Annotated in this window: 21 protein-coding genes and 1 pseudogene; 13 read left to right on the top strand and 9 right to left on the bottom strand. The window is 60.8% G+C overall.

The genetic code is table 11. The features are described from left to right. Positions 1–202: 202 nt before the first annotated feature. Genes hemG through pepQ form a run of 4 tightly spaced genes read right to left on the bottom strand, consistent with a single transcriptional unit; the run spans position 203 to position 4,168 of the window. Positions 203–727 (bottom strand): menaquinone-dependent protoporphyrinogen IX dehydrogenase, encoded by a 525-nt coding sequence (gene hemG, locus AB5Y64_RS16385; protein WP_029313439.1) that lies wholly within the window; start codon positions 725–727, stop codon positions 203–205. A 7-nt stretch (positions 728–734) separates the two neighbouring features. Further along, a complete protein-coding gene (locus AB5Y64_RS16390) occupies positions 735–2,192 on the bottom strand; it encodes a TrkH family potassium uptake protein (RefSeq protein WP_039041357.1) in 1,458 nt (485 codons plus the stop codon). A gap of 36 nt (positions 2,193–2,228) precedes the next feature. Continuing rightward, on the bottom strand, positions 2,229–2,846 hold the full coding sequence (locus AB5Y64_RS16395) for a YigZ family protein (RefSeq protein WP_010672418.1): 618 nt from the start codon (positions 2,844–2,846) through the stop codon (positions 2,229–2,231). Then, a complete protein-coding gene (pepQ, locus tag AB5Y64_RS16400; RefSeq protein WP_039041358.1) occupies positions 2,846–4,168 on the bottom strand; it encodes a Xaa-Pro dipeptidase in 1,323 nt (440 codons plus the stop codon). The genes AB5Y64_RS16395 and pepQ overlap by 1 nt, the downstream gene beginning before the upstream one ends. A 196-nt stretch (positions 4,169–4,364) precedes the next feature. Between pepQ and AB5Y64_RS16405 the strand changes: the two genes are divergently transcribed. The 6 genes from AB5Y64_RS16405 to AB5Y64_RS16430 all read left to right on the top strand — a co-directional run bounded on the left by AB5Y64_RS16405 (position 4,365) and on the right by AB5Y64_RS16430 (position 13,728). Continuing rightward, complete coding sequence (locus tag AB5Y64_RS16405; protein ID WP_039041359.1) at positions 4,365–6,302, top strand: acetoacetate--CoA ligase; 1,938 nt, start codon at positions 4,365–4,367, stop codon at positions 6,300–6,302. A gap of 204 nt (positions 6,303–6,506) precedes the next feature. Further along, complete coding sequence (gene fadB, locus AB5Y64_RS16410) at positions 6,507–8,654, top strand: fatty acid oxidation complex subunit alpha FadB (RefSeq protein WP_039041360.1); 2,148 nt, start codon at positions 6,507–6,509, stop codon at positions 8,652–8,654. Next, on the top strand, positions 8,655–9,839 hold the full coding sequence (gene fadA, locus AB5Y64_RS16415; RefSeq protein ID WP_200886044.1) for an acetyl-CoA C-acyltransferase FadA: 1,185 nt from the start codon (positions 8,655–8,657) through the stop codon (positions 9,837–9,839). A 347-nt stretch (positions 9,840–10,186) separates the two neighbouring features. Further along, positions 10,187–10,909: a response regulator gene (locus AB5Y64_RS16420; RefSeq protein WP_010672413.1), complete on the top strand. Its 723-nt coding sequence runs from the start codon at positions 10,187–10,189 to the stop codon at positions 10,907–10,909. Between the two features lie 113 nt (positions 10,910–11,022). Beyond that, positions 11,023–12,468, top strand: a complete 1,446-nt coding sequence (locus AB5Y64_RS16425; RefSeq protein ID WP_010672412.1) for an ATP-binding protein — start codon at positions 11,023–11,025, stop codon at positions 12,466–12,468. A gap of 3 nt (positions 12,469–12,471) precedes the next feature. Further along, entirely contained in the window at positions 12,472–13,728 is a 1,257-nt protein-coding gene (locus tag AB5Y64_RS16430) for an ABC transporter substrate-binding protein (protein WP_039041362.1), read from the top strand. Between the two features lie 44 nt (positions 13,729–13,772). Here the strand turns inward: AB5Y64_RS16430 and AB5Y64_RS16435 are convergent, their stop codons facing one another. Then, positions 13,773–13,964 carry a hypothetical protein gene (locus AB5Y64_RS16435; protein ID WP_010672410.1) on the bottom strand — a complete coding sequence of 64 codons (192 nt, stop codon included), beginning with the start codon at positions 13,962–13,964 and terminating at the stop codon, positions 13,773–13,775. Between the two features lie 171 nt (positions 13,965–14,135). Between AB5Y64_RS16435 and AB5Y64_RS16440 the strand changes: the two are divergent. The 3 genes and pseudogenes from AB5Y64_RS16440 to AB5Y64_RS16450 all read left to right on the top strand — a co-directional run. After that, positions 14,136–14,231: pseudogene (locus tag AB5Y64_RS16440) on the top strand (sulfurtransferase TusA); the annotation flags it as partial. 124 nt (positions 14,232–14,355) lie between these two features. Further along, a complete protein-coding gene (gene tusA, locus AB5Y64_RS16445) occupies positions 14,356–14,601 on the top strand; it encodes a sulfurtransferase TusA (RefSeq protein WP_041214136.1) in 246 nt (81 codons plus the stop codon). Positions 14,602–14,619: 18 nt separating this feature from the next. Beyond that, positions 14,620–14,967 carry a RidA family protein gene (locus tag AB5Y64_RS16450; protein WP_039041019.1) on the top strand — a complete coding sequence of 116 codons (348 nt, stop codon included), beginning with the start codon at positions 14,620–14,622 and terminating at the stop codon, positions 14,965–14,967. A gap of 74 nt (positions 14,968–15,041) precedes the next feature. On the opposite strand, the gene AB5Y64_RS16455 is transcribed toward AB5Y64_RS16450, so the two are convergent. Both AB5Y64_RS16455 and AB5Y64_RS16460 read right to left on the bottom strand, forming a co-directional pair. Continuing rightward, positions 15,042–15,698: an OmpA family lipoprotein gene (locus tag AB5Y64_RS16455; RefSeq protein WP_010672405.1), complete on the bottom strand. Its 657-nt coding sequence runs from the start codon at positions 15,696–15,698 to the stop codon at positions 15,042–15,044. A gap of 162 nt (positions 15,699–15,860) precedes the next feature. Then, entirely contained in the window at positions 15,861–16,103 is a 243-nt protein-coding gene (locus AB5Y64_RS16460; protein WP_039041018.1) for a hypothetical protein, read from the bottom strand. A 427-nt stretch (positions 16,104–16,530) separates the two neighbouring features. On the opposite strand from AB5Y64_RS16460, the gene AB5Y64_RS16465 reads away from it, so the two are divergent. Continuing rightward, positions 16,531–17,091 carry a cysteine hydrolase family protein gene (locus AB5Y64_RS16465; protein WP_039041017.1) on the top strand — a complete coding sequence of 187 codons (561 nt, stop codon included), beginning with the start codon at positions 16,531–16,533 and terminating at the stop codon, positions 17,089–17,091. A gap of 55 nt (positions 17,092–17,146) precedes the next feature. Here AB5Y64_RS16465 and AB5Y64_RS16470 read toward each other — a convergent pair whose 3' ends face one another. Then, on the bottom strand, positions 17,147–17,725 hold the full coding sequence (locus tag AB5Y64_RS16470) for a DNA-3-methyladenine glycosylase I (protein WP_039041016.1): 579 nt from the start codon (positions 17,723–17,725) through the stop codon (positions 17,147–17,149). A 187-nt stretch (positions 17,726–17,912) separates the two neighbouring features. Between AB5Y64_RS16470 and glyQ the strand changes: the two genes are divergently transcribed. Both glyQ and glyS read left to right on the top strand, forming a co-directional pair. Continuing rightward, a complete protein-coding gene (gene glyQ, locus AB5Y64_RS16475) occupies positions 17,913–18,836 on the top strand; it encodes a glycine--tRNA ligase subunit alpha (RefSeq protein ID WP_039041015.1) in 924 nt (307 codons plus the stop codon). 9 nt (positions 18,837–18,845) lie between these two features. Next, entirely contained in the window at positions 18,846–20,927 is a 2,082-nt protein-coding gene (gene glyS, locus AB5Y64_RS16480) for a glycine--tRNA ligase subunit beta (protein ID WP_039041014.1), read from the top strand. 65 nt (positions 20,928–20,992) lie between these two features. Here glyS and AB5Y64_RS16485 read toward each other — a convergent pair whose 3' ends face one another. Then, entirely contained in the window at positions 20,993–21,892 is a 900-nt protein-coding gene (locus AB5Y64_RS16485) for a hypothetical protein (protein ID WP_152610207.1), read from the bottom strand. Positions 21,893–22,384: 492 nt separating this feature from the next. Here AB5Y64_RS16485 and AB5Y64_RS16490 point away from each other — a divergent pair, with 492 nt between their 5' ends. Next, on the top strand, positions 22,385–23,149 hold the full coding sequence (locus AB5Y64_RS16490) for an EAL domain-containing protein (RefSeq protein ID WP_039041013.1): 765 nt from the start codon (positions 22,385–22,387) through the stop codon (positions 23,147–23,149). Positions 23,150–23,165 lie beyond the last annotated feature (16 nt).

The following is a 23,165-nucleotide window of genomic DNA, read 5'->3' on the forward strand; positions in this document are numbered from 1 at the left end:
GCCCACTTCGCTAGGAAGCTGGCTCATCAGTTCGGCGTGGTCCGCCGTGCTGGTAGGGGCGCATTATAGGGAGCCGCGCCGTGATGACAAGGGCTATTTTGCGAAAAATAGTCCTTTTTACCGATTTGTGGCTCGAACGCCTACTTATCAAACAAAAAGCCCTGCTTACGCAGGGCTCTGGCCGCTCTGAATGACGTCACTGTTACTTTTTTGACCAAAATTCACGGGCAAAGCCGCGCACCTTGTCCCAGTCGGTGAATTCCAGATCCTTGCTGGTATCCGTGCTGCCCCCGGTGATCTTCATGATCAACTGGATGATGCGGGTCTGCCACCAGTTGTAACGGGAGTACTGCAATGCCCCGGCAAACACCCCCAGAGTTTTGGGCTTCCAGGGAGAGAGGCGCAGAAACTTCTTCATGTAGGCGTTGGTCTGCGGCGTCTGCTTCTCGGGCTTGCGTGCCGTCAGGTTCACGCAGAAGAACGCCGCATTGGCTACTTCCAGCTGTTCATGATGTGCGTGTATGAAGCTGAGCAGGCTGGGGTGGAAGTTACCGTAGCGAATGGAAGCGCCAATCAACACCTTGGCATACTTGCTGAGGTTGCACATGGGCAGGGTGTGCAGGTCGTGCATCACCACTTCGCATCCTGATATTTCCTCCAGCATGACATCCACGATTTTCCGCGTTTGCCCGTCCCGGGAAGAATAAAGCACCAAAATCTTGTCCATACCAACCTCAACTACGCCAGAATGCAGGAGTAAACAGTACCAGAAGTGTGAAGATTTCCAATCGACCAAACAACATGGCCACGATCAATATCCACTGGGCAGTAGCCGAGATATTGCCGAAGTTGGCCGACACCTCCCCCAGACCCGGCCCCACGTTGGTGAATGCCGCAGCCACGGCGGAGAAGGCCGTCACTTCGTTCAGCCCCGTCATCAGCAGCAACAGCATGAAGATGAAGAACAGGATGATGTAGGTGGCAAAGTAGCCCCAGACCGCTTCCACGATCCGCTCCGGTACGGCGCGGCGCCCCAGCTTCAAGGTGTAGATGGCCCGCGGATGCACCAGCCGTTTGAGTTCACGCATCCCCTGCAGGAACAGGATCATGAAACGCATCACCTTGATGCCCCCCCCGGTACTGCCGGCGCAGCAGCCGATGAAGGCGGAGAACATCAACAGCATGGGCAGAAAGGAGGGCCACTCCGCATAGCTGGTGGTGCTGTACCCCGTGGTCGTGCCCAGAGACACCGCCTGGAACAGGCCATGGTTGAGCGCATCCTGCCAGGTATCGTAGTGGCCGTGGAACAGCAGAGAGACGAAACAGATCAGCACCAGCACGCACTGGATGCTCAGAAACACCTTGAGCTCGGAGTCACGCAGATAACTGCTCACGCGCACCGGCTTGTGGGCAAACACCATGAAGTGCAGCGCGAAGTTGACGCTCGCCAGCAACAGGAACACCACTGTGATCAGGTTGATGGCCGGGCTGTCGAAGAAACCGATGCTGGCGTCGTGGGTCGAGAACCCCCCAACCGACAAGGTGGAGAAGGAGTGGCAGATGGCATCGAACAACGTCATCCCCGCCATCCAGTACGCGAGAGCGCAGAGGGAAGTCAGCAACAGATAGATGAACCAGAGCGCCTTGGCCGTCTCGGCGATGCGCGGGGTCACCTTGTTGTCCTTGACGGGCCCCGGGATCTCGGCGCGATAGAGCTGCATGCCCCCGATACCCAGCAGTGGCAGCACGGCCACCGCCAGCACGATGATCCCCATGCCACCGAGCCATTGCAGCAGCTGGCGGTAGAAGAGAAACGCCTTGGGCAGATTGTCCAGCCCGGTCAGCACCGTTGCGCCCGTGGTAGTCAGGCCGGAAAACGACTCGAAAAATGCCTCCGAGACCGACATGTTCGGCACGTCGCTGATGATGAAGGGGACGGCACCCACGCTCCCCAGCACCACCCAGAACAGCACCACGATGAGGAAGCCTTCCTTGGACCTGAGTTCCTTTTTCTGGTGGCGGTTGGGGAACCAGAGCAGGAGGCCGAGCAGGAGGGCTATGACGAAGGAGTTGACGAACTCGGTACCACCGCCATCACGATACCCAAAAGCGACCATCGCGGGCAGCAGCATGGTCGAGCTGAACAGGGCAACCAGCAGACCGACGATACGAATGATGCTCAGAATCTGCATTCCGGCTCCCTCTTCAGACTAAAAGAGCGATGGATTCTAGCCATCTAAGGGACGAAGGGATACCCGACCCTGGGTCCGGTCGGTCAATTCCTGTGCGATACGGGCCCAGAGTGCAGACTCCCACGCTACCTGAAGGGTGACGCTGGCACCATAATCGGCCACCAGCAACTGCCCTTGATGGGCAGAGATGAGGGACTCCACGGCCCCCATGTCGGTGTAGTCACACTGGATCACGGAAGAGGTCAGCTGACGCTTGATACAGGTTTCAAGTTGCTTGAGTGCTGCCCCCACACCACCGCCATAGGCCTTGACCAGGCCACCGGTCCCCAGCAGCACGCCACCGTAATAGCGCACCACCACGGCGGCGACTTCACCCAGGCCGGCCCCCATCAACTGGGCCAGCATGGGTTTGCCCGCTGTGCCCGAGGGTTCGCCATCATCACTGAAACCATAAACCTGGCTGTCTTGCGGGGCGCCGGCGACAAAAGCCCAGCAGTGATGCCGGGCTCCCGGGTGTTGCTGTTTGATCTCGTCTATCCAGGCCTTGGCGGCCTCGACGGTCGGAGTGTGGGCGATGTAGGTAATGAAGCGGCTCTTCTTGATCTCCTCGCTCACCTCCAGTGGGGCTGCCGGTATGGGGTAATCCGTCGCCATCAGAGCCCTGCTTGTCTGGTCAGGTTCTCCACCCCGTTGGCATGCAGCACCACGTTGTCCTCGATGCGAATGCCACCATAGGGACGCAGCGCCTCCACCTTGTTCCAGTTGACCCGCTTGCCCTGCTCACCCTGGCGCAGCGGCTCCAGCAGGCTGTCGATGAAGTAGAGACCCGGCTCTATGGTGAACACCTGGCCCACTTCCATCACCCGGGTGCAGCGCAGATAGGGGAACTGCTCGGGGGCCGCCAGGTGGGTGCCGCGCTCATCCTGCATGAAGCCGCCGGCATCGTGTACCTGCAGGCCGAGGAAGTGACCGAGACCGTGGGGGAAGAAGACATTGGTCACCCCGGTGTGGATCATCTCGTCCACCGACATGTCTACCAGTTCGGTGGCTTGCAGCAGGCGCGCCAGCCTGTGGTGCATCTGCAGGTGCAACTCGCTGTAGCGGCGGCCCGGCTTGATCTCGTCGATGATCTCCTGTTGCTGTGCATCCAGCGCTGCGATCAGATCGGCGAACTCACCGCGTCGCCAGGCCCAGGTTCGGGTAATGTCGGAGGCATAACCGTGCACGTCCACACCGGCATCGATGAGGAAGGAGTAACGCTCCGCATCCGGCACCCGCTGGGTGGAGAGATGGGTGTAGTGCAGGATGGCCGCATTGCGGTTGATGGCAACAATGTTGCCGTAGGGCGCCTCATTGGCCCCCTGTCCGACCGCCTTCATGTAGGCCAGGTTGATCTCGAACTCGCTCGCCCCCGCCATGAAGGAGTCCTTGGCCGCGATGTGGCCGCGCACGCCGATGCGGTTGGCATCGCGAAGACATTCCAGCTCATAGGGCGTCTTGTAGGCACGGTGGTAGTGCAGGTAGTTGAGGACCGCCTCCGGATTGGGCTGGCCCAGTCCCAGCAGCTCGGCCACTTCCAGATGGCCGCCCAGATAGGCCCACTCCTGCTTGTTGGCCGGCAGGTGATCGGCAACCTGCTCCGGGCGAGTCAGGAAGCGAATGTCGAAGAAATCGATCCAGAAGGAGTTGGGCAACTCCGCCACCTTGTGCCAGAAGTCCACCGGCCGGTAGAACAGCAGCACCGGCTTGTTCACCCCGTCCACCAGCAACCAGCAGTGAGGGTTGTCCAGCACCGGCAGCCAGGCCTTGAACTGGGGATTCACCTTGAAGGGATAATCCTGGTCATCGAGGAAGATACGATGAGTCTGGCCGGAGTGGATAGCGAGACCGCCAAGACCCTGTTGTTGCAGGATGTCGCGGGTACGCTGCTGAAGGGTGTCGTGATGCTGGGCAAAAAGTTGGCTGTAACTGCTCATGGCGTCCTGCTCCGGGCGAATGTGACTTCAGCATAACATCAAGCGAATCAAGGCTCGAGCCACCCGGCTTTCGCTTCGTGAGGTAACGCATAGGTTACAGGCTTTTTGTTATGAAGATAAAACAGACAATTAACAAACAAAGAACAATTCAATACACTGCCCACAGACAGTAGATATCAGCCGTCAGGAACGACTCATGCAAAACCTTTGTCTGTGGACACCGGATCAGGACAGGATGCAGCACTCCAACCTCCACCAGTTCATGGCCGAGGTCAATCACTTCCATGGTCTGCAACTGCGCAGCTATGCCGACCTGTATCAATGGTCGGTGGAGAAGACCACCCGCTTCTGGCCCCTGGTGTGGCAGCACTGCGGCGTCAAGGGCGAGCTTGGCAACATTGTGGCGGAGAACCGCCAGGATATGCAGCGCGCCCGCTGGTTCCCCGACAGCCAGCTCAACTTCGCCGAGAACCTGCTGCGCCGCCAGGATGAGAGCCCGGCCATCATCTCCCGCATCGAAGGGGGCCCAAGCCGGACCCTGAGCTGGCATGAGCTGGCAGATCAGGTCGCCCGCCTGGCCCACTGGCTTCGTAGCCAGGGTATAGGCCGGGGTGATGTGGTCGCAGCCTACCTGCCCAATATCCCGGAAACCGTGGTAGCCATGCTGGCAACCACCAGCCTCGGGGCGATCTGGACCTCCACCAGCCCCGATTTTGGCGAGGCCAGCGTGGTGGAGCGCTTCGGCCAGACCCGTCCCAGGGTGCTGTTCGCGGTGGATGGCTACCGCTACGGCGGCAAAGCCATCGACATTCAGGACAAGGTGGCCAGCGTCGTCGGTCAGCTCGACAGCCTAGAGCAGACGGTGATGATCCCCCTGCTCGGCAACCCGCTGCAGCTTGGTCACAACTGGCAGCAATTGCTGGCAAGCCAGCATGATGCCCAGCTCGCCTTCGAGACCATGGCCTTCAACGACCCGCTCTACATCCTCTACTCCTCCGGCACCACCGGCAAACCCAAGTGCATCGTGCACGGCATTGGCGGCACCCTGCTGCAACACCTGAAAGAGCACCAGTTGCACTGCGACATCAAGCCGGGGGAGCGCATCTTCTACTTCACCACCTGTGGCTGGATGATGTGGAACTGGCTGGTGAGCGCCCTCGCCTCCGGCGCCACCCTGGTGCTCTACGATGGTTCCCCCTTCTACCCGGATGGCAACGTGCTGTGGGATCTCGCACGGGACGAAGAGGTCACCCTGTTCGGCACCTCGGCCAAGTATCTCGATGCGCTGCACAAACAGGGTTATGCCCCCGTCAATACCCACGACCTGCCTGCCTTGCGCCTCATCTGCAGCACCGGATCCGTGCTGTCGCCGGAGGGGTTTGACTACGTTTACCAGCAGATAAAGCAGAATGTGCAGCTCAGCTCCATCTCTGGTGGCACCGACATCTGCTCCTGCTTCGTCATCGGCAACCCCTTGAGCCCCGTCTATCGCGGCGAGAGCCAGGGGCGCGGCCTCGGTCTCGCGGTGCAGGTATTCAACGAGGCGGGCCAGCCGGTGCTGGGTGAAAAGGGCGAACTGGTCTGCACCAAGCCGTTCCCGGCCCAGCCCATCTACTTCTGGGGGGACGAAAACGGCGACAAGTACCACGCCGCCTACTTCGAGCGGTTCGACAACATCTGGTGCCACGGGGACTGGATCGAGCTGACCCCGACTGGCGGCATCCTGTTCTACGGCCGCTCCGACGCGACCCTCAACCCGGGCGGCGTGCGCATCGGCACCAGCGAGATCTACCGCTATGTGGAACAACTCGACGAGGTGGAAGAGAGCATCGTCATCGGCCAGCAATGGAAACAGGACGAGCGGGTGGTGCTGTTCGTCAAGCTCAAGGCGGGTTGCAAGCTGGACAACGGGCTGCGTGAGCGGATTTGCCAGCAGATCAAGCGACACTGCACCGCCCGTCATGTGCCTGCCCGCATCCTGCAGGTGGATGCCATCCCCCGCACCAAGTCCGGCAAGATAGTGGAGCTGGCGGTGCGGGAAGTGGTGCACAACCGCCCCGTCAACAACACCCACGCCCTCGCCGATCCCGAGGTCTTGAACCAGTATCGCAATCGGCCGGAACTGGCTAGCTGATACCACGCTCATCTCCATCGGAGGCGCCGCAAGGCGCCTCTTTTTTGCCCGTTTTGTGATGAAGAGCTTTTACTCGACAACTGTTAAACAAATGTTTTAAATAGGTGTTGAAAATGTCTCCTTTTGGATCAATAGTGAGCCTCGCCCCCTGCTGGGGATAAAGGAGCACCATTCCCCACAGAGTGGGAACAAGGAGACACTCTCATGATCTACCAAGGCGAAACCCTGACGGTCAGCTACCTCGAAGACGGCATTGCCGAGCTGAGGTTCGATGCCCCGGGTTCAGTCAACAAGCTGGATCGCGCTACCCTGCTCTCCCTGAGCGAAGCGATCGCCGCATTACAGCAACAAGCCGATTTGAAGGGTCTGATCCTCACCTCCGGCAAAGACGCTTTCATCGTCGGCGCCGACATCACCGAATTCCTGGAACTGTTCGATCTGCCGCAAGAAGACCTGCTCGGCTGGCTGAAGAAGGCCAACGACATCTTCAGCGCCATCGAAGATCTGCCGGTGCCCACCCTCTCCGCCATCAAGGGCCATGCTCTGGGCGGCGGCTGCGAGACCATTCTCTCCACCGATTTCCGGTTGGCTGACACCAGCGCCAAGATTGGCCTGCCCGAGACCAAGCTCGGCATCATGCCCGGCTTTGGCGGCACTGTCCGTCTGCCGCGGGTGATCGGTGCCGACAACGCGCTGGAGTGGATCACCACCGGCAAGGATTACCGTGCCGATGACGCCCTCAAGGTGGGTGCCATCGATGCCGTGGTCGCCCCCGACGCGCTGCAGAGCGCCGCCGTGCAGATGATCAAGGACGCGATCAAAGGCAAGCTGGACTGGCAGGGCCGCCGCGCCGCCAAGAAGGCCCCGCTGCGCCTCTCCAAACTGGAAGCCATGATGAGCTTCACCACCGCCGCTGGTATGGTTGCCGCCGTGGCGGGCAAACACTATCCGGCCCCCATGGCCGCCGTGAAGACGGTGGAAGCCGCCGCCGGCATGGGCCGTGACGAAGCGCTGGCCGCCGAGGCCGCCACCTTCATCAAATTGGCGAAAACCGACGTGGCCAAGGCGCTGGTCGGGATCTTCCTCAACGATCAGCACATCAAGGCGCTGGCCAAGAAGGCTGCCAAGCAGGCAAACAAGGCCACCGGCCATGCCGCCGTACTGGGTGCCGGCATCATGGGGGGCGGCATCGCCTACCAGTCCGCCAGCAAGGGCATCCCGGCGGTGATGAAGGACATCAACGAGAAGGCGCTAGCACTTGGCATGAATGAGGCCACCAAGCTGCTCAACGGCCAGCTCGAGCGCGGTCGCATCGACGGCATCAAGATGGGCCAGGTGCTCTCCGCCATCACGCCGACCCTGAGCTATGACAACGTCAAGCATGTGGACGTGGTGGTCGAGGCCGTGGTCGAGAACCCGAAAGTGAAGGCGGCCGTGCTGAGTGAAGTGGAAGGGATCATCGGCGAAGACGCCGTGCTCGCCAGCAACACCTCCACCATCCCCATCTCCCTGCTGGCCAAGGGACTGAAGCGCCCCGAGAATTTCTGCGGCATGCACTTCTTCAACCCGGTGCACCGCATGCCACTGGTGGAGATCATCCGCGGCGAGCAAACTTCCGATGAAACCATCAACCGCGTGGTGGCCTACGCCGCCGCCATGGGCAAGTCCCCGGTGGTGGTCAACGACTGCCCCGGCTTCTTCGTGAACCGCGTGCTGTTCCCTTACTTCTTCGGCTTCAACAAGCTGGTCGCCGATGGCGCCGACTTCGCCGCCGTCGACAAGGTGATGGAGAAGGAGTTCGGCTGGCCCATGGGCCCTGCCTACCTGCTGGATGTGGTCGGCATCGACACCGGGCACCACGCCGGTGACGTGATGGCGCAAGGCTTCCCGGCGCGCATGAGCAAGGAAGGTCGTACCGCCATCGACGTAATGTATGACGCCAGCCGCTTCGGTCAGAAGAACGGCAAGGGCTTCTACGCCTACGAGCAGGACAAGAAGGGCAAGCCGAAGAAGGTGGCCGACGCAGCCAGCTACGAGCTGCTGGCCCCCATCGCCAAGCCGAAGCAGGATTTCGACAAGGAGGCCATCATCGCCCGCATGATGATCCCGATGATCAACGAGGTGGTGCTCTGCCTGGAAGAGGGCATAGTCGCCACGCCAGCCGAAGCCGACATCGCACTGGTCTACGGCCTGGGCTTCCCTCCCTTCCGCGGCGGCGTGTTCCGCTATCTGGACACTATCGGTCTGGATCGCTACGTGGCCATGGCCGACCAGTATGCCGACCTGGGCCCGCTCTACCGCGTCAGCGACAAGCTGCGCGAGATGGCTGCCCAGGGCAACACCTTCTACTGATTGCGGAAAGGAGATCCATTCATGAAAGACGTAGTCATTGTCGACTGTATCCGGACCCCGATGGGCCGGTCCAAGGGCGGCGCCTTCCGCAACGTGCGTGCAGAAGACTTGTCCGCGCACCTGATGAAATCCATCCTGCTGCGCAACCCCAACCTCGACCCGAACGAGATCGAGGATATCTACTGGGGCTGCGTGCAGCAGACCCTGGAGCAGGGCTTCAACATCGCCCGCAACGCCGCACTGCTGGCCGGCATTCCCAAGCAGGTGGGGGCGGTCACCGTCAACCGCCTGTGCGGCTCAAGCATGCAGGCGCTGCACGATGCCTCCCGTGCCATTCAGGTAGGTGATGGGGATATCTTCATCATCGGCGGCGTCGAGCACATGGGTCACGTGCCGATGAGCCACGGGGTGGACTTCCACCCCGGCATGGCCAAGTCGGTGGCGAAAGCCTCCGGCATGATGGGGCTGACCGCCGAGATGCTCGGCAAGCTGCACGGCATCAGCCGTCAACAGCAGGACGAGTTTGCCGCTCGCTCCCACCGCCGCGCTCACGCCGCCACCGTGGAAGGGCGTTTTGCCAAGGAGATCGTCGGGCTGGAAGGGCACGACGCCAGCGGCGCCCGCTTCTTCTACGACTACGACGAGGTGATCCGCCCGGAGACCACGGTCGATGGCTTAAGCCAGCTGCGCCCGGTGTTCGACCCGGTCAACGGCACCGTCACCGCCGGCACCTCCTCGGCCCTGTCCGATGGCGCCGCCGCCATGCTGGTGATGAGTGCGGATCGCGCCAAGGCCCTCGGCCTCACGCCCCGCGCCAGGGTGCGCGCCATGGCCATCGCCGGCTGTGACGCCGCCATCATGGGTTACGGCCCGGTGCCGGCCACCCAGAAAGCGCTCAAGCGGGCCGGGCTGACCATCGGCGACATCGACCTCTTCGAGCTGAACGAGGCGTTTGCCGCCCAGTCCCTGCCCTGCGTGAAGGATCTGGGTCTGCAGGATCTGGTGGACGAGAAGGTAAACCTGAACGGTGGCGCCATCGCCCTGGGTCACCCGCTCGGCTGCTCCGGTGCCCGCATCTCCACCACCCTGATCAACCTGATGGAAGAGAAGGACGCCACCCTGGGAGTCGCCACCATGTGCATCGGCCTGGGTCAGGGCATCGCCACCGTGTTCGAACGGGTGTAAGTGAATCACTCCTGACCGCTCACCGGTCAGGGACGCCGCCTCGGGGCGGCAACAACAGACAGAAGGCGGCCCTGCTTCCCGGCACAGCGGCCCCATCACGAATACCGGGTCGGCCTGCCGACCCTGCTGTCGAGTCTGTGGAACGCGCCACACGGGGTGCGCTCCTGCCGTCGGAATCTGCGTGTTGGCCGGCCCGTTTGGGTCGGCCTTTTTTATTCTTTTCCCGCGATCGGGGCCAATCCTGAGGCTATATTGCCCATAACTTCACATTAGAGGGGGGGCTTGCTTGCTTTTTGCTCCCCCGACAGGTTCAATCTGCACAAAAAAATGGGTGGATGCACATACATATGTCAACGAGCAAACAACTGCTTATCGTCGACGACGATCGGGAGATCCGCGAGCTGCTCAACGAGTACCTGACCCGGGCTGGTTTCGAGGTACTGACCGCGGCCGAAGGGAACGAGATGCGCCAACAACTGGCCCAGCACAGCCCGGACCTCATCATTCTGGACATCATGATGCCCGGCGACGACGGCTTTACCCTCTGCCAGCAGATCCGCCGCGACTCCCAGGTACCCATCATCATGCTGACCGCCGCCTCCGACGAAGCGGATCGGGTGATCGGTCTGGAACTTGGCGCCGACGACTACATCGCCAAGCCGTTCAGCCCGCGCGAACTGCAGGCCCGCATCAAGGCGCTGCTGCGCCGCGCCGAATTCCGCCAGCCGGAGAAAGAAAAGGAACCGAGCCGTCGGCTGCGCTTCGCCGAGTGGACCCTGGACACCCTGAGCCACCAGCTGACCCACGAAGATGGCAGTCTGCTGGATCTCTCCGGCAGCGATGCCCTGCTGCTCGGCATGTTCCTGCAGCAGCCCGGCGTGGTGCTGGACCGGGATACCATCTCGGACGCCACCCGCGGTCGCGAGAGCCTGCCCATGGAACGCGGCATCGATGTGCAGATCAGCCGCCTGCGCCAGAAGCTGGGTGACAACGGCAAGAGCCCGCGCATCATCAAGACCATTCGCGGCAGCGGCTACATGCTGATCGCCGAAGTCCACGAGATCCCGTAACAGACAGACGCTACGGCGAGACCTTGAACGGGCAGAAGAGAGACCCATCACGGGGCAACGGCAAGGCACAGAGGTAAGCACCCCATGCTGATCGACAAGAGACACACGCTGCCATGACGGGGCAGAAGTTCTGGCGGGCCCTGGTGCCCCGCTCCCTGCTGTCGCGGATGCTGCTGCTGTTGCTGCTCGCCATCCTGCTCTCCCAGACCATCCTCACCGGCATCTGGATGCAGCAGATCCAGAAGCGGGAGCTGGAGGGCATGCTCAGCACCACCCGCAACCTGGCGCTGTCGGCGGCTTCCACCGTCAACTTCTTCAAGTCCCTGCCCCTGCAATACCGCCACATTGCCCTGGATCAGCTGCGCAACATGGGCGGCAGCCGCTTCTTCGTCTCCCTGAACGAGGAAGAGATCCACATCAGCGCCATCCCCGACAGCGAGCGCAAGACGCTGGTGCTCAAAGAGGTGCAGGAGGTGCTCAGCCGCAAACTCTCCGACGCCATGGCGATCAAGGTGGACTTCTCCCGCCCCGAGGAGCTGCACGTCTTCAACAACGACACCCTGCTGGCGGATCTCCCCTCCTCCTGGGCCCGCTACACCCTGTCCCTGGAGCCCATCAATCCGCCGGTGCTGGTGACCCAGATCGAGATAGAACCGGGGGAGTGGCTCTATCTGGCGGCCCTGCTGCCCGCCCCCTACATGACGCTGGATGACACCGTGATGCCAAGCAATCAGGTGCGTTTCATCGCCCTGATGACGGTCTTCCTCTGCTTCTTCACCTTCATGCTGGTGCGCTGGCAGACCCGCCCCCTGCGTCGCCTCGCCAAGGCAGCGGTCAACCTCGGCAAGGACATCGACCAGCCGTCCCTCAAAGAGGAGGGTGCCTCCGAAATCGTGGCGGCGACCCGCGCCTTCAACATCATGCAGCAGCGCATTCGCCGCTTCATCGACGATCGGGAGCGCCTCTTCAGCTCCATCTCCCACGACCTCAAGACCCCCATCACCCGGCTGCGACTGCGGGTCGAACTGCTGGACGACGAGGTGCAGATCGCCAAGTTCAACAAGGACCTGGACGAGCTGGAGCTGATGGTCAAAGGGGCGCTGCAGACGGTCAAAGAGACGGACATTCACGAGAACCTTGAGCAGATCGACGTCAACGCCCTGCTGGAGCAGATGGCGGAGGCCATGAACCTGCACGAGGATCTGCTCACCATCGAGGGGCACTGCAAGTGGCCCTATCGCGGCAAGCTGCTGGCCCTCAAGCGCTGCATCGGCAACCTGGTGGACAACGGCATCAAGTACGGCCAGAAGGTGCGCATCATCATCATGGATGACGAGGAGATGTTGATCCTCTTCATCATGGACGAGGGGCCCGGTCTGCCGGACGATCAGTTCGAGCGCATCTTCGAGCCCTACTACCGCCTCAGCACCGATGCCGCCGGCACCGGGCTGGGCCTTGGCATCGCCCGCAACATAGCCCACGCCCACGGCGGCGACCTGGTGCTGGAAAATCGCCCCCAGGGCGGCCTGCAGGCCACCCTCTCCCTACCAAGGCAGTAATGTATGAAGTGGTTGTCTTTTTCTGTCATCGCCCTGCTCTCCCTGCCCGTTTGTGCCTCCCAGGTGGAGGTATTGCACTGGTGGACCTCCGGCGGCGAGGCCAGGGCCGTGGAAGTGCTCAAGTCCGAGTGGGCCGAACAGGGCAACCAGTGGAACGACTTCGCGGTACAGGGGGGGGGCGGCAAGAGCGCCATGACGGTGCTCAAGAGCCGGGCCCTGGCGGCAAACCCGCCGGAGGCAGCCCACCTCAAGGGGTTCGAGCTGCACGAGTGGGGCAGCCTGGGCTTTCTGCGCGACCTCACCCCCATGGCCGAGCACCTCGGCTGGTACCCTCAGCTGCCCCCCATGGTGCGCGATACCCTCAGCCAGAACGGCGCCCTGATGGCGGTCCCCACCGGCATCCACCGGGTCAACTGGCTGTGGCTCAACCGCAAGGTATTCGAGCGACAGGGGCTCAAGCCCCCCACCGACTGGGCCCAGTTCGTGGCGGTGGCGGACAAGCTCAAGGAGCAGGGCATCACCCCCCTCGCCATCGGCAATGAACCCTGGCAGATCGCGGTGCTGTTCGAAACGGTGGCCCTCGGCGAAGGGGGCAAGACCTTCTATCGCAAGGCCTTCCTCGAACAGGACAGCGCCACCCTGACCGGCCCCGACATGGTGCGGGTGCTGACCCGCTTCCAGCAGTTGCGCGCTTATGTGCCCGAGAAATACGCCGGCCTGAAATGGCACCAGGCCACCAACCTGCTGGAGAGCGGCGGCGCCGCCATGCAGGTGATGGGGGACTGGGTGAAAGGCGAGCTGAGTGCAGGCAACTACCGCCCCGGCGAGGATATCGAGTGCCTGCCAAGCCCGGGCAGCCAGGGGTTGTTCAGCTACAACCTCGACTCCATCGCCATGTTCAAGCAGCGGGATCCCGCCCAGTTGCAGGCCCAGGGCGAGCTGGCCAGGCTGTTGATGACGCCGCGCTTTCAGGAGGAGTTCAACCGGGTGAAGGGCTCCATCCCGGCGCTCATCAAGCCGGACATGAGCAAGTTCGATCGCTGCGCCATCCGCTCCTATCAGGATTTCCTCCACGCCGAGCAACAGGACAACCTGCTGCCCAGCATGGCGGAGGGGATGGCGGTGCCCACCAACATGCGCCAGGGGATCATGGATGTGCTGAGCAGCTTCTTCAACGACGCCAGGGCCAACCCCGAGCAGACGGCGCAGCAGCTGGAACGCGCCATGCGCTCGACCCGTTCCGGCGCGGAGCAGAAATGACAAAGGCGGACATCGTCCGCCTTTGAGTGCCAAGAGCCAGGCTCTCAGGAGGGATCGTTCTCGTCCTCATCCTCGTCGTAGTAGTCGCTGAGCTCGATCCAGAGCCCCAGCCCTATCATCACCATGGAGCCGAACCAGGTACCGGTATTACCTATCGGGCTGCCCAGCACTATCATGGCGAACGACAAGAACCCCATGCCTGCGTAGGCTTGCAATCTGCCGTAGGAGACCTGCATATTCACACCTCCTTGTTGAATATGGTTCAATTTTTATATTACTCATCGAGCGAAGCCTGGGTAGAGCCGGTTCACATTTTGGTAGCATATGCTGCATAACTGCCCCGTGGTTTGATTATTTTTTCGCCGTGAGTATCATTGCTGGCCGAATTGGTTGAAGGTTGATTATTGATGAGTGCTTTATTCTGCGGCGCAACGCACGAGTTGGACGCAATCGGGCTTCGTTGCCCCGAGCCCGTGACGATGGCGCGCAAGAAGGTGCGGCTGAAGGTTGATTATTCATGAGTACTGTATTCTGCAATGCGACCCACGAGCTGGACGCAATTGGGCTTCGTTGCCCCGAACCCGTGACGATAGCGCGCAAGAAGGTGCGGCTGAAGGTTGATTATTCATGAGTACTGAATTCTGCAATGCGACCCACGAGCTGGACGCAATCGGGCTTCGTTGCCCCGAACCCGTGATGATGGTTCGCAAGAAAGTGCGGCTGATGGCGGATGGGGAGACCCTGCTGGTCAGCGCCGACGACCCCTCCACCACCCGCGACATTCCCAGCTTCTGCCGCTTCATGGACCATACCCTGGTCGCCAGCGAGACTGAGCAGGCCCCTTACCGCTACCTGATCCGCAAGGGTCAATAACCCCGTACCGGAGCAAACATGACAACCATTACCCGTATCGGGACCACCCAGCGCTGGTCTGATGTGGTCATCCACAACGGCACCCTCTACGTGGTGGAAGTGCCCGCCACCGAGACCGCCGACATCCACCAGCAGACCCGTGAAGTGCTGGAAAGCCTGCAGCGTCTGCTGGAAGCCAACGGCTCCGGCGTCGACAGGATCCTGATGGCCAACATCTATCTCAAGGACATTGAAGACATCGCCGCCTTCAACGCGCAGTGGGATGCCTGGATCCCGGCGGGCACAGCGCCGGTCCGTGCCTGCGTACAAGCCCGCCTCGCTCACGAAGGCTACAAGGTGGAAGTGCAGCTGACTGCAGCCGTCTAAAGCCCGCAACGCCTAATAACAAAAGGCCCCGCCATCGCTGGCGGGGCCTTTTTCATGGCATCGAACCGGACCTCTTAGGCGGTCGGGGTCAGGGTGATGGTCACCCGACGGTTCTGGGCCTTGCCTTCGGCGGTGCTGTTGCTGGCCACCGGCTGATCCGGACCCACACCGCTGATGGCGATGCGGCTGCCGGACACGCCCTGGCCGATCAGCTGGGCGGCGACGGCATCGGCGCGATCCCGGGAGAGCTTCATGTTCAGCTCGCGGGAGCCGGTGCTGTCGGTGTGGCCGACCACGTTCAGACGGGTCTTGTCGAACTCGGCAACCACCAGGGCCACGCCGGACAGAGTGTTGGCACCGGCGGCTTTCAGCTGGGCGCTGGAGCTGTCGAAGGTGACGTTGTTCGGCATGTTGAGGATCAGCTGATCACCGTTGCGGGTCACGCTGACGCCGGTGCCTTGCAGCTTCTCGCGCAGCTTGGCTTCCTGCACATCCATGTAGTAACCGATACCGCCACCCAGGGCCGCACCGGCGGCGACGCCAGTCAGGATGCCCTTTTTGCGGTCGCCCTTGCTGGAGGAGAGCGCCCCCACGGCTGCGCCGGTCGCCGCACCCGCCAACGCGCCCCAGGCGCCCTTGGAGGTCTGGGATTCACCGGTATAGGGGTTGGTGGTACAGCCAGTGATGGCGACGGTCAGGGCAAGTGCAGGAACCAGTTTCTTGAAATGCATGAAAAAACCTCTGAAAAAGAACGACTCTAGCCGATGGCCGCGCATTCTAACCCAGAGAGGCGCCAGAGTGTGACGCGCGCATTGCGAAGATGGGCAGGGGGCAACACGCCCCCCTGCCCCTAGCGACTTACCCGGTGCAGGCCGTCTTCGGACGGGCCCGCATCAATATTTGATATCCCGGGCCTTGTCTCGCCCCTCCTGCTTGTTGTCACGATGCTCCTGGCGGCAGTCGGCATTGCCCACCACCCCCTCACGACACTCCTGTTTCGCGTCACGGGACTCCTGACGGGTATCCTGACGCACATCGCGGGCGTCACGGCGCTCCTGGGCCTGCTTGGTGGCCTGTGCAGGCAGGGCGGCCAGCAAGGCGGTGGCGGCAAGCAGCGCCAATACGGACTTCTTCATGATGGCTCCTTCGCCAGACAACCTGAACCGGTCCGGCGTCTTTCAATGATAGGGGAGGGGCAAGATCCCGGTAGCGCAGACTCGGCCCTCGGGGGCGTCGTCTGTGCAACCTCGGACCTTCTTGCACAGGGCCGGCTTCCCCTCATGTTTGCCCTGACGAGCAACGTCATCCCCAGAGTGCAGCCGATCAGGCCGGGGAAGAGAGGGCGAACGGCGCTCAGTGACACGGGACTCCCTCGTGATGACGATCCCGATGGTGAACCCGTGTGACTGTATCCCGGCTGTACCAAGGGGCGAAAAGGCCCCTGGCCCGGTGCAACGGCAACATGCTCCATGGGTCTGGCGCGATGGAGCCCCCCCATATGCGGGTTGTCTCATAAGAGCCCATGACCCCAGAGTGGGTGACATTTCTCACGGAGCCATGACCATGTCGTCCCTTTCCCGCCCCGCGCTGCTCATCATCGACATCCAGGTGGGCCTCCTTCACGGCCCGGAAGCCCCCCATGCCGGGGCCGAGACCCTGGCCAACATCAATCGCCTGAGCCAGGCGGCCCGCAGTGCCGCTCTCCCTGTGCTGGCGGTGCGCCACACGGGCCCGGCCGGCAGCCCCATCGCCGCCGGCAGTCCGTTCTGGCAGCTTGCGCCTGAGCTGGTCGTCGGCGAGGCCGATCGGGTGTTCGACAAGCAGCGCCCCAGCGCCTTCCATGGCACCGGTCTTGATGGCTGGCTGAAAGAGGACGGCGTGCAGACCCTGATCGTCACCGGCATGAAGACCCAGTACTGCATCGACACAACCTGCCGGGCGGCGGCAGATCTCGGCTACACCGTAGTGCTGGTGAGCGATGCCCACACCTGCATGGACACGCCGCAACTGACCGCCCCCCAGATCATCGCCCATCACAACGCCACCCTGGCCGGCCCCTTCGTGCGGCTGATGAGCAGCCACGAGGTGTGCGAGGCGCTCGACCGCACCCTTGAGCCCTGCTGATTCAGAGCAAAAAAAGAAGGGAGGCTTGAGCCTCCCTTCTTCGTGCATTTCCCCTTCACGTCGCCGCTGCTTGCTGGCACTCGGCGTGGCAGGGGCAGGTCACCAGATGATCGTTCACCATGCCCACCGCCTGCATGAAGGCATAGCAGATGGTGCTGCCGACGAAGGTGAAGCCGCGCTTCTTGAGGGCCTTGGACATGGCATCCGACTCCGGCGAGGTCGCCGGAATGTCGCCGTTGCCCTGACGCTGGTTGACGATGGGGGCGCCGCCCACGAAGCCCCACAGATAATCGACGAAGTCGATGCCTTCCGCCTCCAGCGCCAGATAGGCGCGGGCGTTTTTGATGATCGACTGCACCTTGAGCCGGTTGCGAATGATGCCGGTATCCTGCATCAGCCGTTCCACATCCTGGTCGTCGAACTGCACGATGCGCACCGGATCAAAATCCGCATAGGCGCGATGGTAGCTCTCGGTGCGCTTGAGGATGGTGATCCACGACAGCCCCGCCTGTTGACCATCGAGGCAGAGCTTGGCAAACAACTCGCGGGCGTCATACACCGGCCTGCCCCACTGCTTGTCATGGTATTCGATGTATTCCGGGTCTCTGGTCACCCAGGCGCAGCGCAGTTCCATTTCCTCTCCCCTGTTTTTCATCGGCCATCGGCAGGCCGCTTGCGTCGGCGACATCATAGGGCAAGCGGCAACATAGCCCCACTAATCCCCTGTAATTTCGCCTATTATCCGACCATGCCAGACGGTATACTCCCTCGGTTCACATTCAGCAAATCTTGCTCTGATTTCATTTCGCGCGAAAAACACTATGCAAAAATTCGATGTCAAAACCTTTCAGGGCCTGATCCTGCAGTTGCAGGACTATTGGTCCCGCCAGGGCTGTACCATCATTCAGCCGCTGGATATGGAAGTGGGTGCCGGTACCTCCCACCCCATGACCTGCCTGCGCGCCCTGGGCCCGGAGCCCATCGCCTGCGCCTACGTACAACCGTCCCGCCGTCCGACTGACGGCCGCTACGGTGAAAACCCGAACCGCCTGCAGCACTACTACCAGTTCCAGGTGATCATCAAGCCCTCCCCCGACAACATTCAGGAACTCTATCTGGGCTCCCTGAAAGAGTTAGGTCTGGATCCCGAGATCCACGACATCCGCTTCGTGGAAGACAACTGGGAAAACCCGACGCTGGGTGCCTGGGGTCTGGGCTGGGAAGTGTGGCTGAACGGCATGGAAGTGACCCAGTTCACCTACTTCCAGCAGGTTGGCGGCCTCGAATGCAAGCCGGTCACCGGCGAGATCACCTACGGTCTCGAGCGTCTGGCCATGTACATCCAGGGCGTCGACAGCGTCTACGACCTGGTCTGGTCTGACGGCCCCCTGGGCAAGACCACCTACGGCGACGTGTTCCACCAGAACGAAGTGGAGCAATCCACCTACAACTTCGAACACGCCGATGTGGAGTTCCTGTTCCACTGCTTCGAGCAGTACGAGAAGGAAGCCCAGAACCTGCTGGCACTGGAAAAACCGCTGCCGCTGCCTGCCTACGAGCGCATCCTCAAAGCCGCTCACTCCTTCAACCTGCTGGATGCCCGCAAGGCCATCTCGGTCACCGAGCGTCAGCGCTACATCCTGCGCATTCGCACCCTGACCAAGGCCGTGGCAGAGGCATACTACGCCTCCCGCGAAGCGCTGGGCTTCCCTATGTGTCAGCGCAGTGAGAACAAGCAAGGTTAAGGAACGGACATGGCACAACATACATTTCTGGTAGAGATCGGTACTGCTGAGCTGCCGCCCAAAGCCCTGCGCTCCCTGGCCGAAGCCTTTGCCGACAACTTCAAAGCCGAACTGACCAAGGCCGATCTGGCCTTCGGCGACGTCGAGTGGTTTGCTTCACCGCGCCGTCTGGCGCTGAAGGTAAGCGAGCTGGCTGGCGAACAGCCGAGCAAGAGCGTCGAGAAGCGCGGCCCGGCCGTGGCCCAGGCGTTCGATGCCGAAGGCAAGCCGACCAAGGCTGCCGAAGGCTGGGCCCGTGGCAACGGCATCACCGTTGAGCAGGCCGAGCGTCTGGTCACCGACAAGGGCGAGTGGCTGGTTCACACCGCCAAGGTTGAAGGTCGTCCGGCCAAAGAATTGCTGGGCGAGCTGGTTAGCCAAGCACTGGCCAAGCTGCCGATCCCGAAAATGATGCGCTGGGGCGACAAGACCATCCAGTTCGTGCGTCCGGTCTTCACCGTGACCCTGCTGCTGGATGGGGATCTGGTGCCCGCCCACATTCTGGGTATCGACTCTGCCCGCACCATCCGCGGCCACCGCTTTATGGGCGAGAGCGAGTTCACCATCGACAACGCCAGCCAGTACCCGCAGATCCTGCAGGAGCGCGGCATGGTGATTGCCGACTTCATGGCGCGCAAGGCCAAGATCAAGGCTGACGTCGAAGCGGCCGCTGCCGCCTTCGGTGGCGTGGCCGATCTGGACGACGCCCTGCTGGAAGAAGTGACCGCACTGGTCGAGTGGCCGGTGGTGCTGACCGCCAACTTCGAAGAGAAGTTCCTGGCCGTGCCGGCTGAAGCGCTGGTGCACACCATGAAGGGTGACCAGAAGTACTTCCCGGTCTACGACAAGAACGGCAAGCTGCTGCCGAAGTTCATCTTCGTCACCAACATCGAGTCCAAAGACCCGAGCCAGATCATCAGCGGCAACGAGAAAGTGGTTCGCCCCCGTCTCTCTGACGCCGAGTTCTTCTTCAAGACCGACCTCAAGCAGACCCTGGCCTCCCGCCTGCCGCGCCTTGAAACCGTGCTGTTCCAGCAACAGCTCGGCACCGTCAAGGCCAAGGTCGAGCGCATCGAGACCGTTGCCGGCTTTATCGCCGAGCGCATCAGTGGTGGCGATAGTGCCGACGTGGCTCAGGCCAAGCGTGCCGGTCTGCTCTCCAAGTGTGACCTGATGACCAACATGGTCGGCGAGTTCACCGACACCCAGGGTGTCATGGGGATGCACTACGCCCGTCACGATGGCGAAGACGAAGCGGTTGCCGTGGCCCTCAACGAGCAGTACATGCCGCGCTTTGCCGGTGATGCCCTGCCGTCCGGTCTGGTTGCCTGCGCCGTCGCGCTGGCCGACAAGTTCGACACCCTGGCCGGTATCTTCGGCATCGGCATGCTGCCTAAAGGCGACAAGGATCCCTTCGCCCTGCGCCGCGCCGCCATCGGTGCCCTGCGCATCATGACCGAGAAGCAGCTGGACCTGGATCTGGTTGAACTGGTGGAAGAGGCGGTACGCGTCTACGGCGACAAGCTGACCAACAAGACCGTCGTCACCGACGTGGTCGACTTTATGCTGGGTCGCTTCCGCGCCGCCTATCAGGACGAAGGCATCGGTGCCGACGTGGTGCTGGCCGTACTGGCCCGCCGCCCGACCCGTCCGCTCGACTTCGATCGTCGCGTCAAGGCCGTCAGCCACTTCCGCACGCTGGATGCCGCCCTGGCACTGGCTGCCGCCAACAAGCGCGTGAGCAACATTCTGGCCAAGGTCGAGGTTCCACTGCCCACTACCGTCAAACCGGAACTGCTGGTCGATGCCGCCGAGAAGGCGCTGGCCACCCAGGTTGCCGAACTGCAAGCCGAACTGGCCCCGCTGTTCGCCGCCGGTGACTATCAGGCTGCCCTCACCCGTCTGGCCGCCCTGCGCGAGCCGGTCGACACCTTCTTCAACGAGGTGATGGTGATGGCCGACGACGAAGCCCTCAAGGCCAACCGTCTGGCGCTGCTGAACAACCTGCGCAACCTGTTCCTGCAAGTAGCGGATATCTCCCTGCTGCAGTGATGTTGGTTGGGTGAGTGATATAAAAAACGGCGCCGTTAAGGCGCCGTTTTGTTAGCAATAATAATTCAAAATGGAATTTCATCATTTAACCTCTCAACCTCTACAAAATATATTATCTGAGATGCTGCAACACCGAGAATATATTCAGCCACCTCTAATGTAGCAACGCCACCTTCTGCTCCACCATGCCCCACTCCATTTCCACCGCTGCGATAGGCATAAATCCCTTCTATTGTTTTTACCAATGCTTTGGGTATTTCATAGTCATTAGTTTTCAAAAACCATTTTGCCAAGTCACCTAAAGTTGCAGCTTTAGATGCGGGAAATAATGCTTTCCCGGCTGCCTCGACTGCACAAACAGCCTCTTTCACGCAATTCTCATAATCAGGAGCAGTAGGATTTCTGAAAAAATTAAGAGCTTTTGTATAGTGTTTTCTTGACTCATTTAACCTACTATCACCCATGACAACATGTGCTCTAGTTACTTTATCTTCGGTATGCCTGCGACCGCGGCGTCTCACAACACCATCAGAAAACTCAAATGCCAAATTCTCCTCAAGAATAAGACGTTCAATTTCACTTGCTATATATATTTGAACATCTCTTTTCTCTTTGACTAACTCTATATTTACATAACCCTGAAAAACATCCTGAGCTAGGTACTCATATATTCTTTCACAAAAATCAAATGCCTTATCCCACGCCAAAGAAAATAAAAGTTCCTCTACGTCAGATTTTGCTTTCTCAATGTCTCTGACTAATGATCTGTCATATAAAACAGGTTGAACTCTAGATATCCTTTGCAACTCCTTAGCTATAGTTGGCCAGCTTGGTATATATCCTTTCTCTTCCAGATCGTAAAGCATATGAAGAACAGCCACCTTGGCACTATCGGGAAAAGAATTATCTATATGTTGATATGCCCCACGATTTCTAGCTGAAAATGGTGCTTTTGTTTCTGTCACAACAATCACCTTCCTATATTGCACGCTGAATATTAAGTCCATTCGTCTGACAACAGAATAATCTGTTTTATCATAAAGTTAACTCTTTTATGATTGGTTATTGACGCTCGTTGCTTGATTAGATGGTAAGAATCTGTAGGTTCGATTAGCCGTCAGGCGTAATCGGACGTTCGCGTAAATGAATTCACCCGCTATCACGGCCACCCATATTTCCACTCCGGCTGGCCGCCGCAGGCTCACAGGAACAACCGAAACAAAAGCATCTCGTTCGTCCGATTACGCTGCGCTAATCGAACCTACGGGGCGACGGAAGCCTACGGAGTATGCTGCTTGGTATTGATCGGTCATTGTCGAATCCATCATGGCCCCGACTTTGCCACACAATCCTCTACCCGATACCCGCCAGCCCCAAGGAATAACCTCTGCCGGCGAGAGAGGAGCTGTTATCCTTTGAGGCAATCTCTCGCGACCCCACGCCTTGAAAGGAACGTCATGGACATACCTGCCGCCCCGTCCTCCCCCCTCTGCCAGCAGTGTCATGAGCAGGTGGATCTCGACTTCGATTTCACCATGGCCTTCCAGCCCATCGTCGATTGCAGCCAGCGCACCCTCTTCGGCTATGAGGCCCTGGTGCGGGGGCTCAACAACGAGCCGGCGCAGAGCGTGATTGCCCGGGTCAACGACGGCAATCGCTACCGCTTCGACCAGCTGTGCCGGATCAAGGCCATCGCGCTGGCCGCCCGGCTCGATATGCGGGGCATGCTGAGCATCAACTTTCTGCCCAATGCGGTCTATCGCCCGGAGCGCTGCATCCGCACCACCCTGCAGGCGGCCCGCGAGCATCTCTTTCCCATCGAGCAGATCATGTTCGAGTTCACCGAGGTGGAACAGGTGCAGGACAACCGCCATATTCGCGGCATCGTGGATCACTATCAGGCCCTTGGCTTCAAGACGGCGATCGACGACTTTGGCGCCGGTTACTCGGGCCTGAGTCTGCTGGCCGATTTTCGCCCCGACATCATCAAACTCGACATGCACCTGCTGCGCGGCATCGACCAGGACCCGATCCGTCAGGCCATCGTTCGCCACTGTCTGGCGCTGTTTACGGAGTTGCAGATCACCCCGCTGGCGGAAGGGGTCGAGACCCGCGACGAGATGGCCTGCCTGCGGGAGATGGGCGTCAGCCTGATGCAGGGCTATCTGTTTGCCCGCCCCGGCTTCGAAACCCTGCCCGAAGTGGATTTCGCCAGCCTGTGAGCGGCGCTGGCCATCT

The sequence above is a fragment of the Aeromonas sp. R5-1 genome, assembly GCF_040908265.1.
GTDB lineage: Bacteria > Pseudomonadota > Gammaproteobacteria > Enterobacterales > Aeromonadaceae > Aeromonas > Aeromonas caviae.

What these genes read in the sequence shown, in the direction of transcription:
- hemG (WP_029313439.1), bottom strand. Translation starts at nt 727, where the DNA reads ATGGACAAGATTTTGGTGCTTTATTCTTCCCGGGACGGGCAAACGCGG.
- AB5Y64_RS16390 (WP_039041357.1), bottom strand. Translation starts at nt 2,192, where the DNA reads ATGCAGATTCTGAGCATCATTCGTATCGTCGGTCTGCTGGTTGCCCTG.
- AB5Y64_RS16395 (WP_010672418.1), bottom strand. Translation starts at nt 2,846, where the DNA reads ATGGCGACGGATTACCCCATACCGGCAGCCCCACTGGAGGTGAGCGAG.
- pepQ (WP_039041358.1), bottom strand. Translation starts at nt 4,168, where the DNA reads ATGAGCAGTTACAGCCAACTTTTTGCCCAGCATCACGACACCCTTCAG.
- AB5Y64_RS16405 (WP_039041359.1), top strand. Translation starts at nt 4,365, where the DNA reads ATGCAAAACCTTTGTCTGTGGACACCGGATCAGGACAGGATGCAGCAC.
- fadB (WP_039041360.1), top strand. Translation starts at nt 6,507, where the DNA reads ATGATCTACCAAGGCGAAACCCTGACGGTCAGCTACCTCGAAGACGGC.
- AB5Y64_RS16420 (WP_010672413.1), top strand. Translation starts at nt 10,187, where the DNA reads ATGTCAACGAGCAAACAACTGCTTATCGTCGACGACGATCGGGAGATC.
- AB5Y64_RS16425 (WP_010672412.1), top strand. Translation starts at nt 11,023, where the DNA reads ATGACGGGGCAGAAGTTCTGGCGGGCCCTGGTGCCCCGCTCCCTGCTG.
- AB5Y64_RS16430 (WP_039041362.1), top strand. Translation starts at nt 12,472, where the DNA reads ATGAAGTGGTTGTCTTTTTCTGTCATCGCCCTGCTCTCCCTGCCCGTT.
- AB5Y64_RS16435 (WP_010672410.1), bottom strand. Translation starts at nt 13,964, where the DNA reads ATGCAGGTCTCCTACGGCAGATTGCAAGCCTACGCAGGCATGGGGTTC.
- tusA (WP_041214136.1), top strand. Translation starts at nt 14,356, where the DNA reads ATGAGTACTGAATTCTGCAATGCGACCCACGAGCTGGACGCAATCGGG.
- AB5Y64_RS16450 (WP_039041019.1), top strand. Translation starts at nt 14,620, where the DNA reads ATGACAACCATTACCCGTATCGGGACCACCCAGCGCTGGTCTGATGTG.
- AB5Y64_RS16455 (WP_010672405.1), bottom strand. Translation starts at nt 15,698, where the DNA reads ATGCATTTCAAGAAACTGGTTCCTGCACTTGCCCTGACCGTCGCCATC.
- AB5Y64_RS16460 (WP_039041018.1), bottom strand. Translation starts at nt 16,103, where the DNA reads ATGAAGAAGTCCGTATTGGCGCTGCTTGCCGCCACCGCCTTGCTGGCC.
- AB5Y64_RS16465 (WP_039041017.1), top strand. Translation starts at nt 16,531, where the DNA reads ATGTCGTCCCTTTCCCGCCCCGCGCTGCTCATCATCGACATCCAGGTG.
- AB5Y64_RS16470 (WP_039041016.1), bottom strand. Translation starts at nt 17,725, where the DNA reads ATGGAACTGCGCTGCGCCTGGGTGACCAGAGACCCGGAATACATCGAA.
- glyQ (WP_039041015.1), top strand. Translation starts at nt 17,913, where the DNA reads ATGCAAAAATTCGATGTCAAAACCTTTCAGGGCCTGATCCTGCAGTTG.
- glyS (WP_039041014.1), top strand. Translation starts at nt 18,846, where the DNA reads ATGGCACAACATACATTTCTGGTAGAGATCGGTACTGCTGAGCTGCCG.
- AB5Y64_RS16490 (WP_039041013.1), top strand. Translation starts at nt 22,385, where the DNA reads ATGGACATACCTGCCGCCCCGTCCTCCCCCCTCTGCCAGCAGTGTCAT.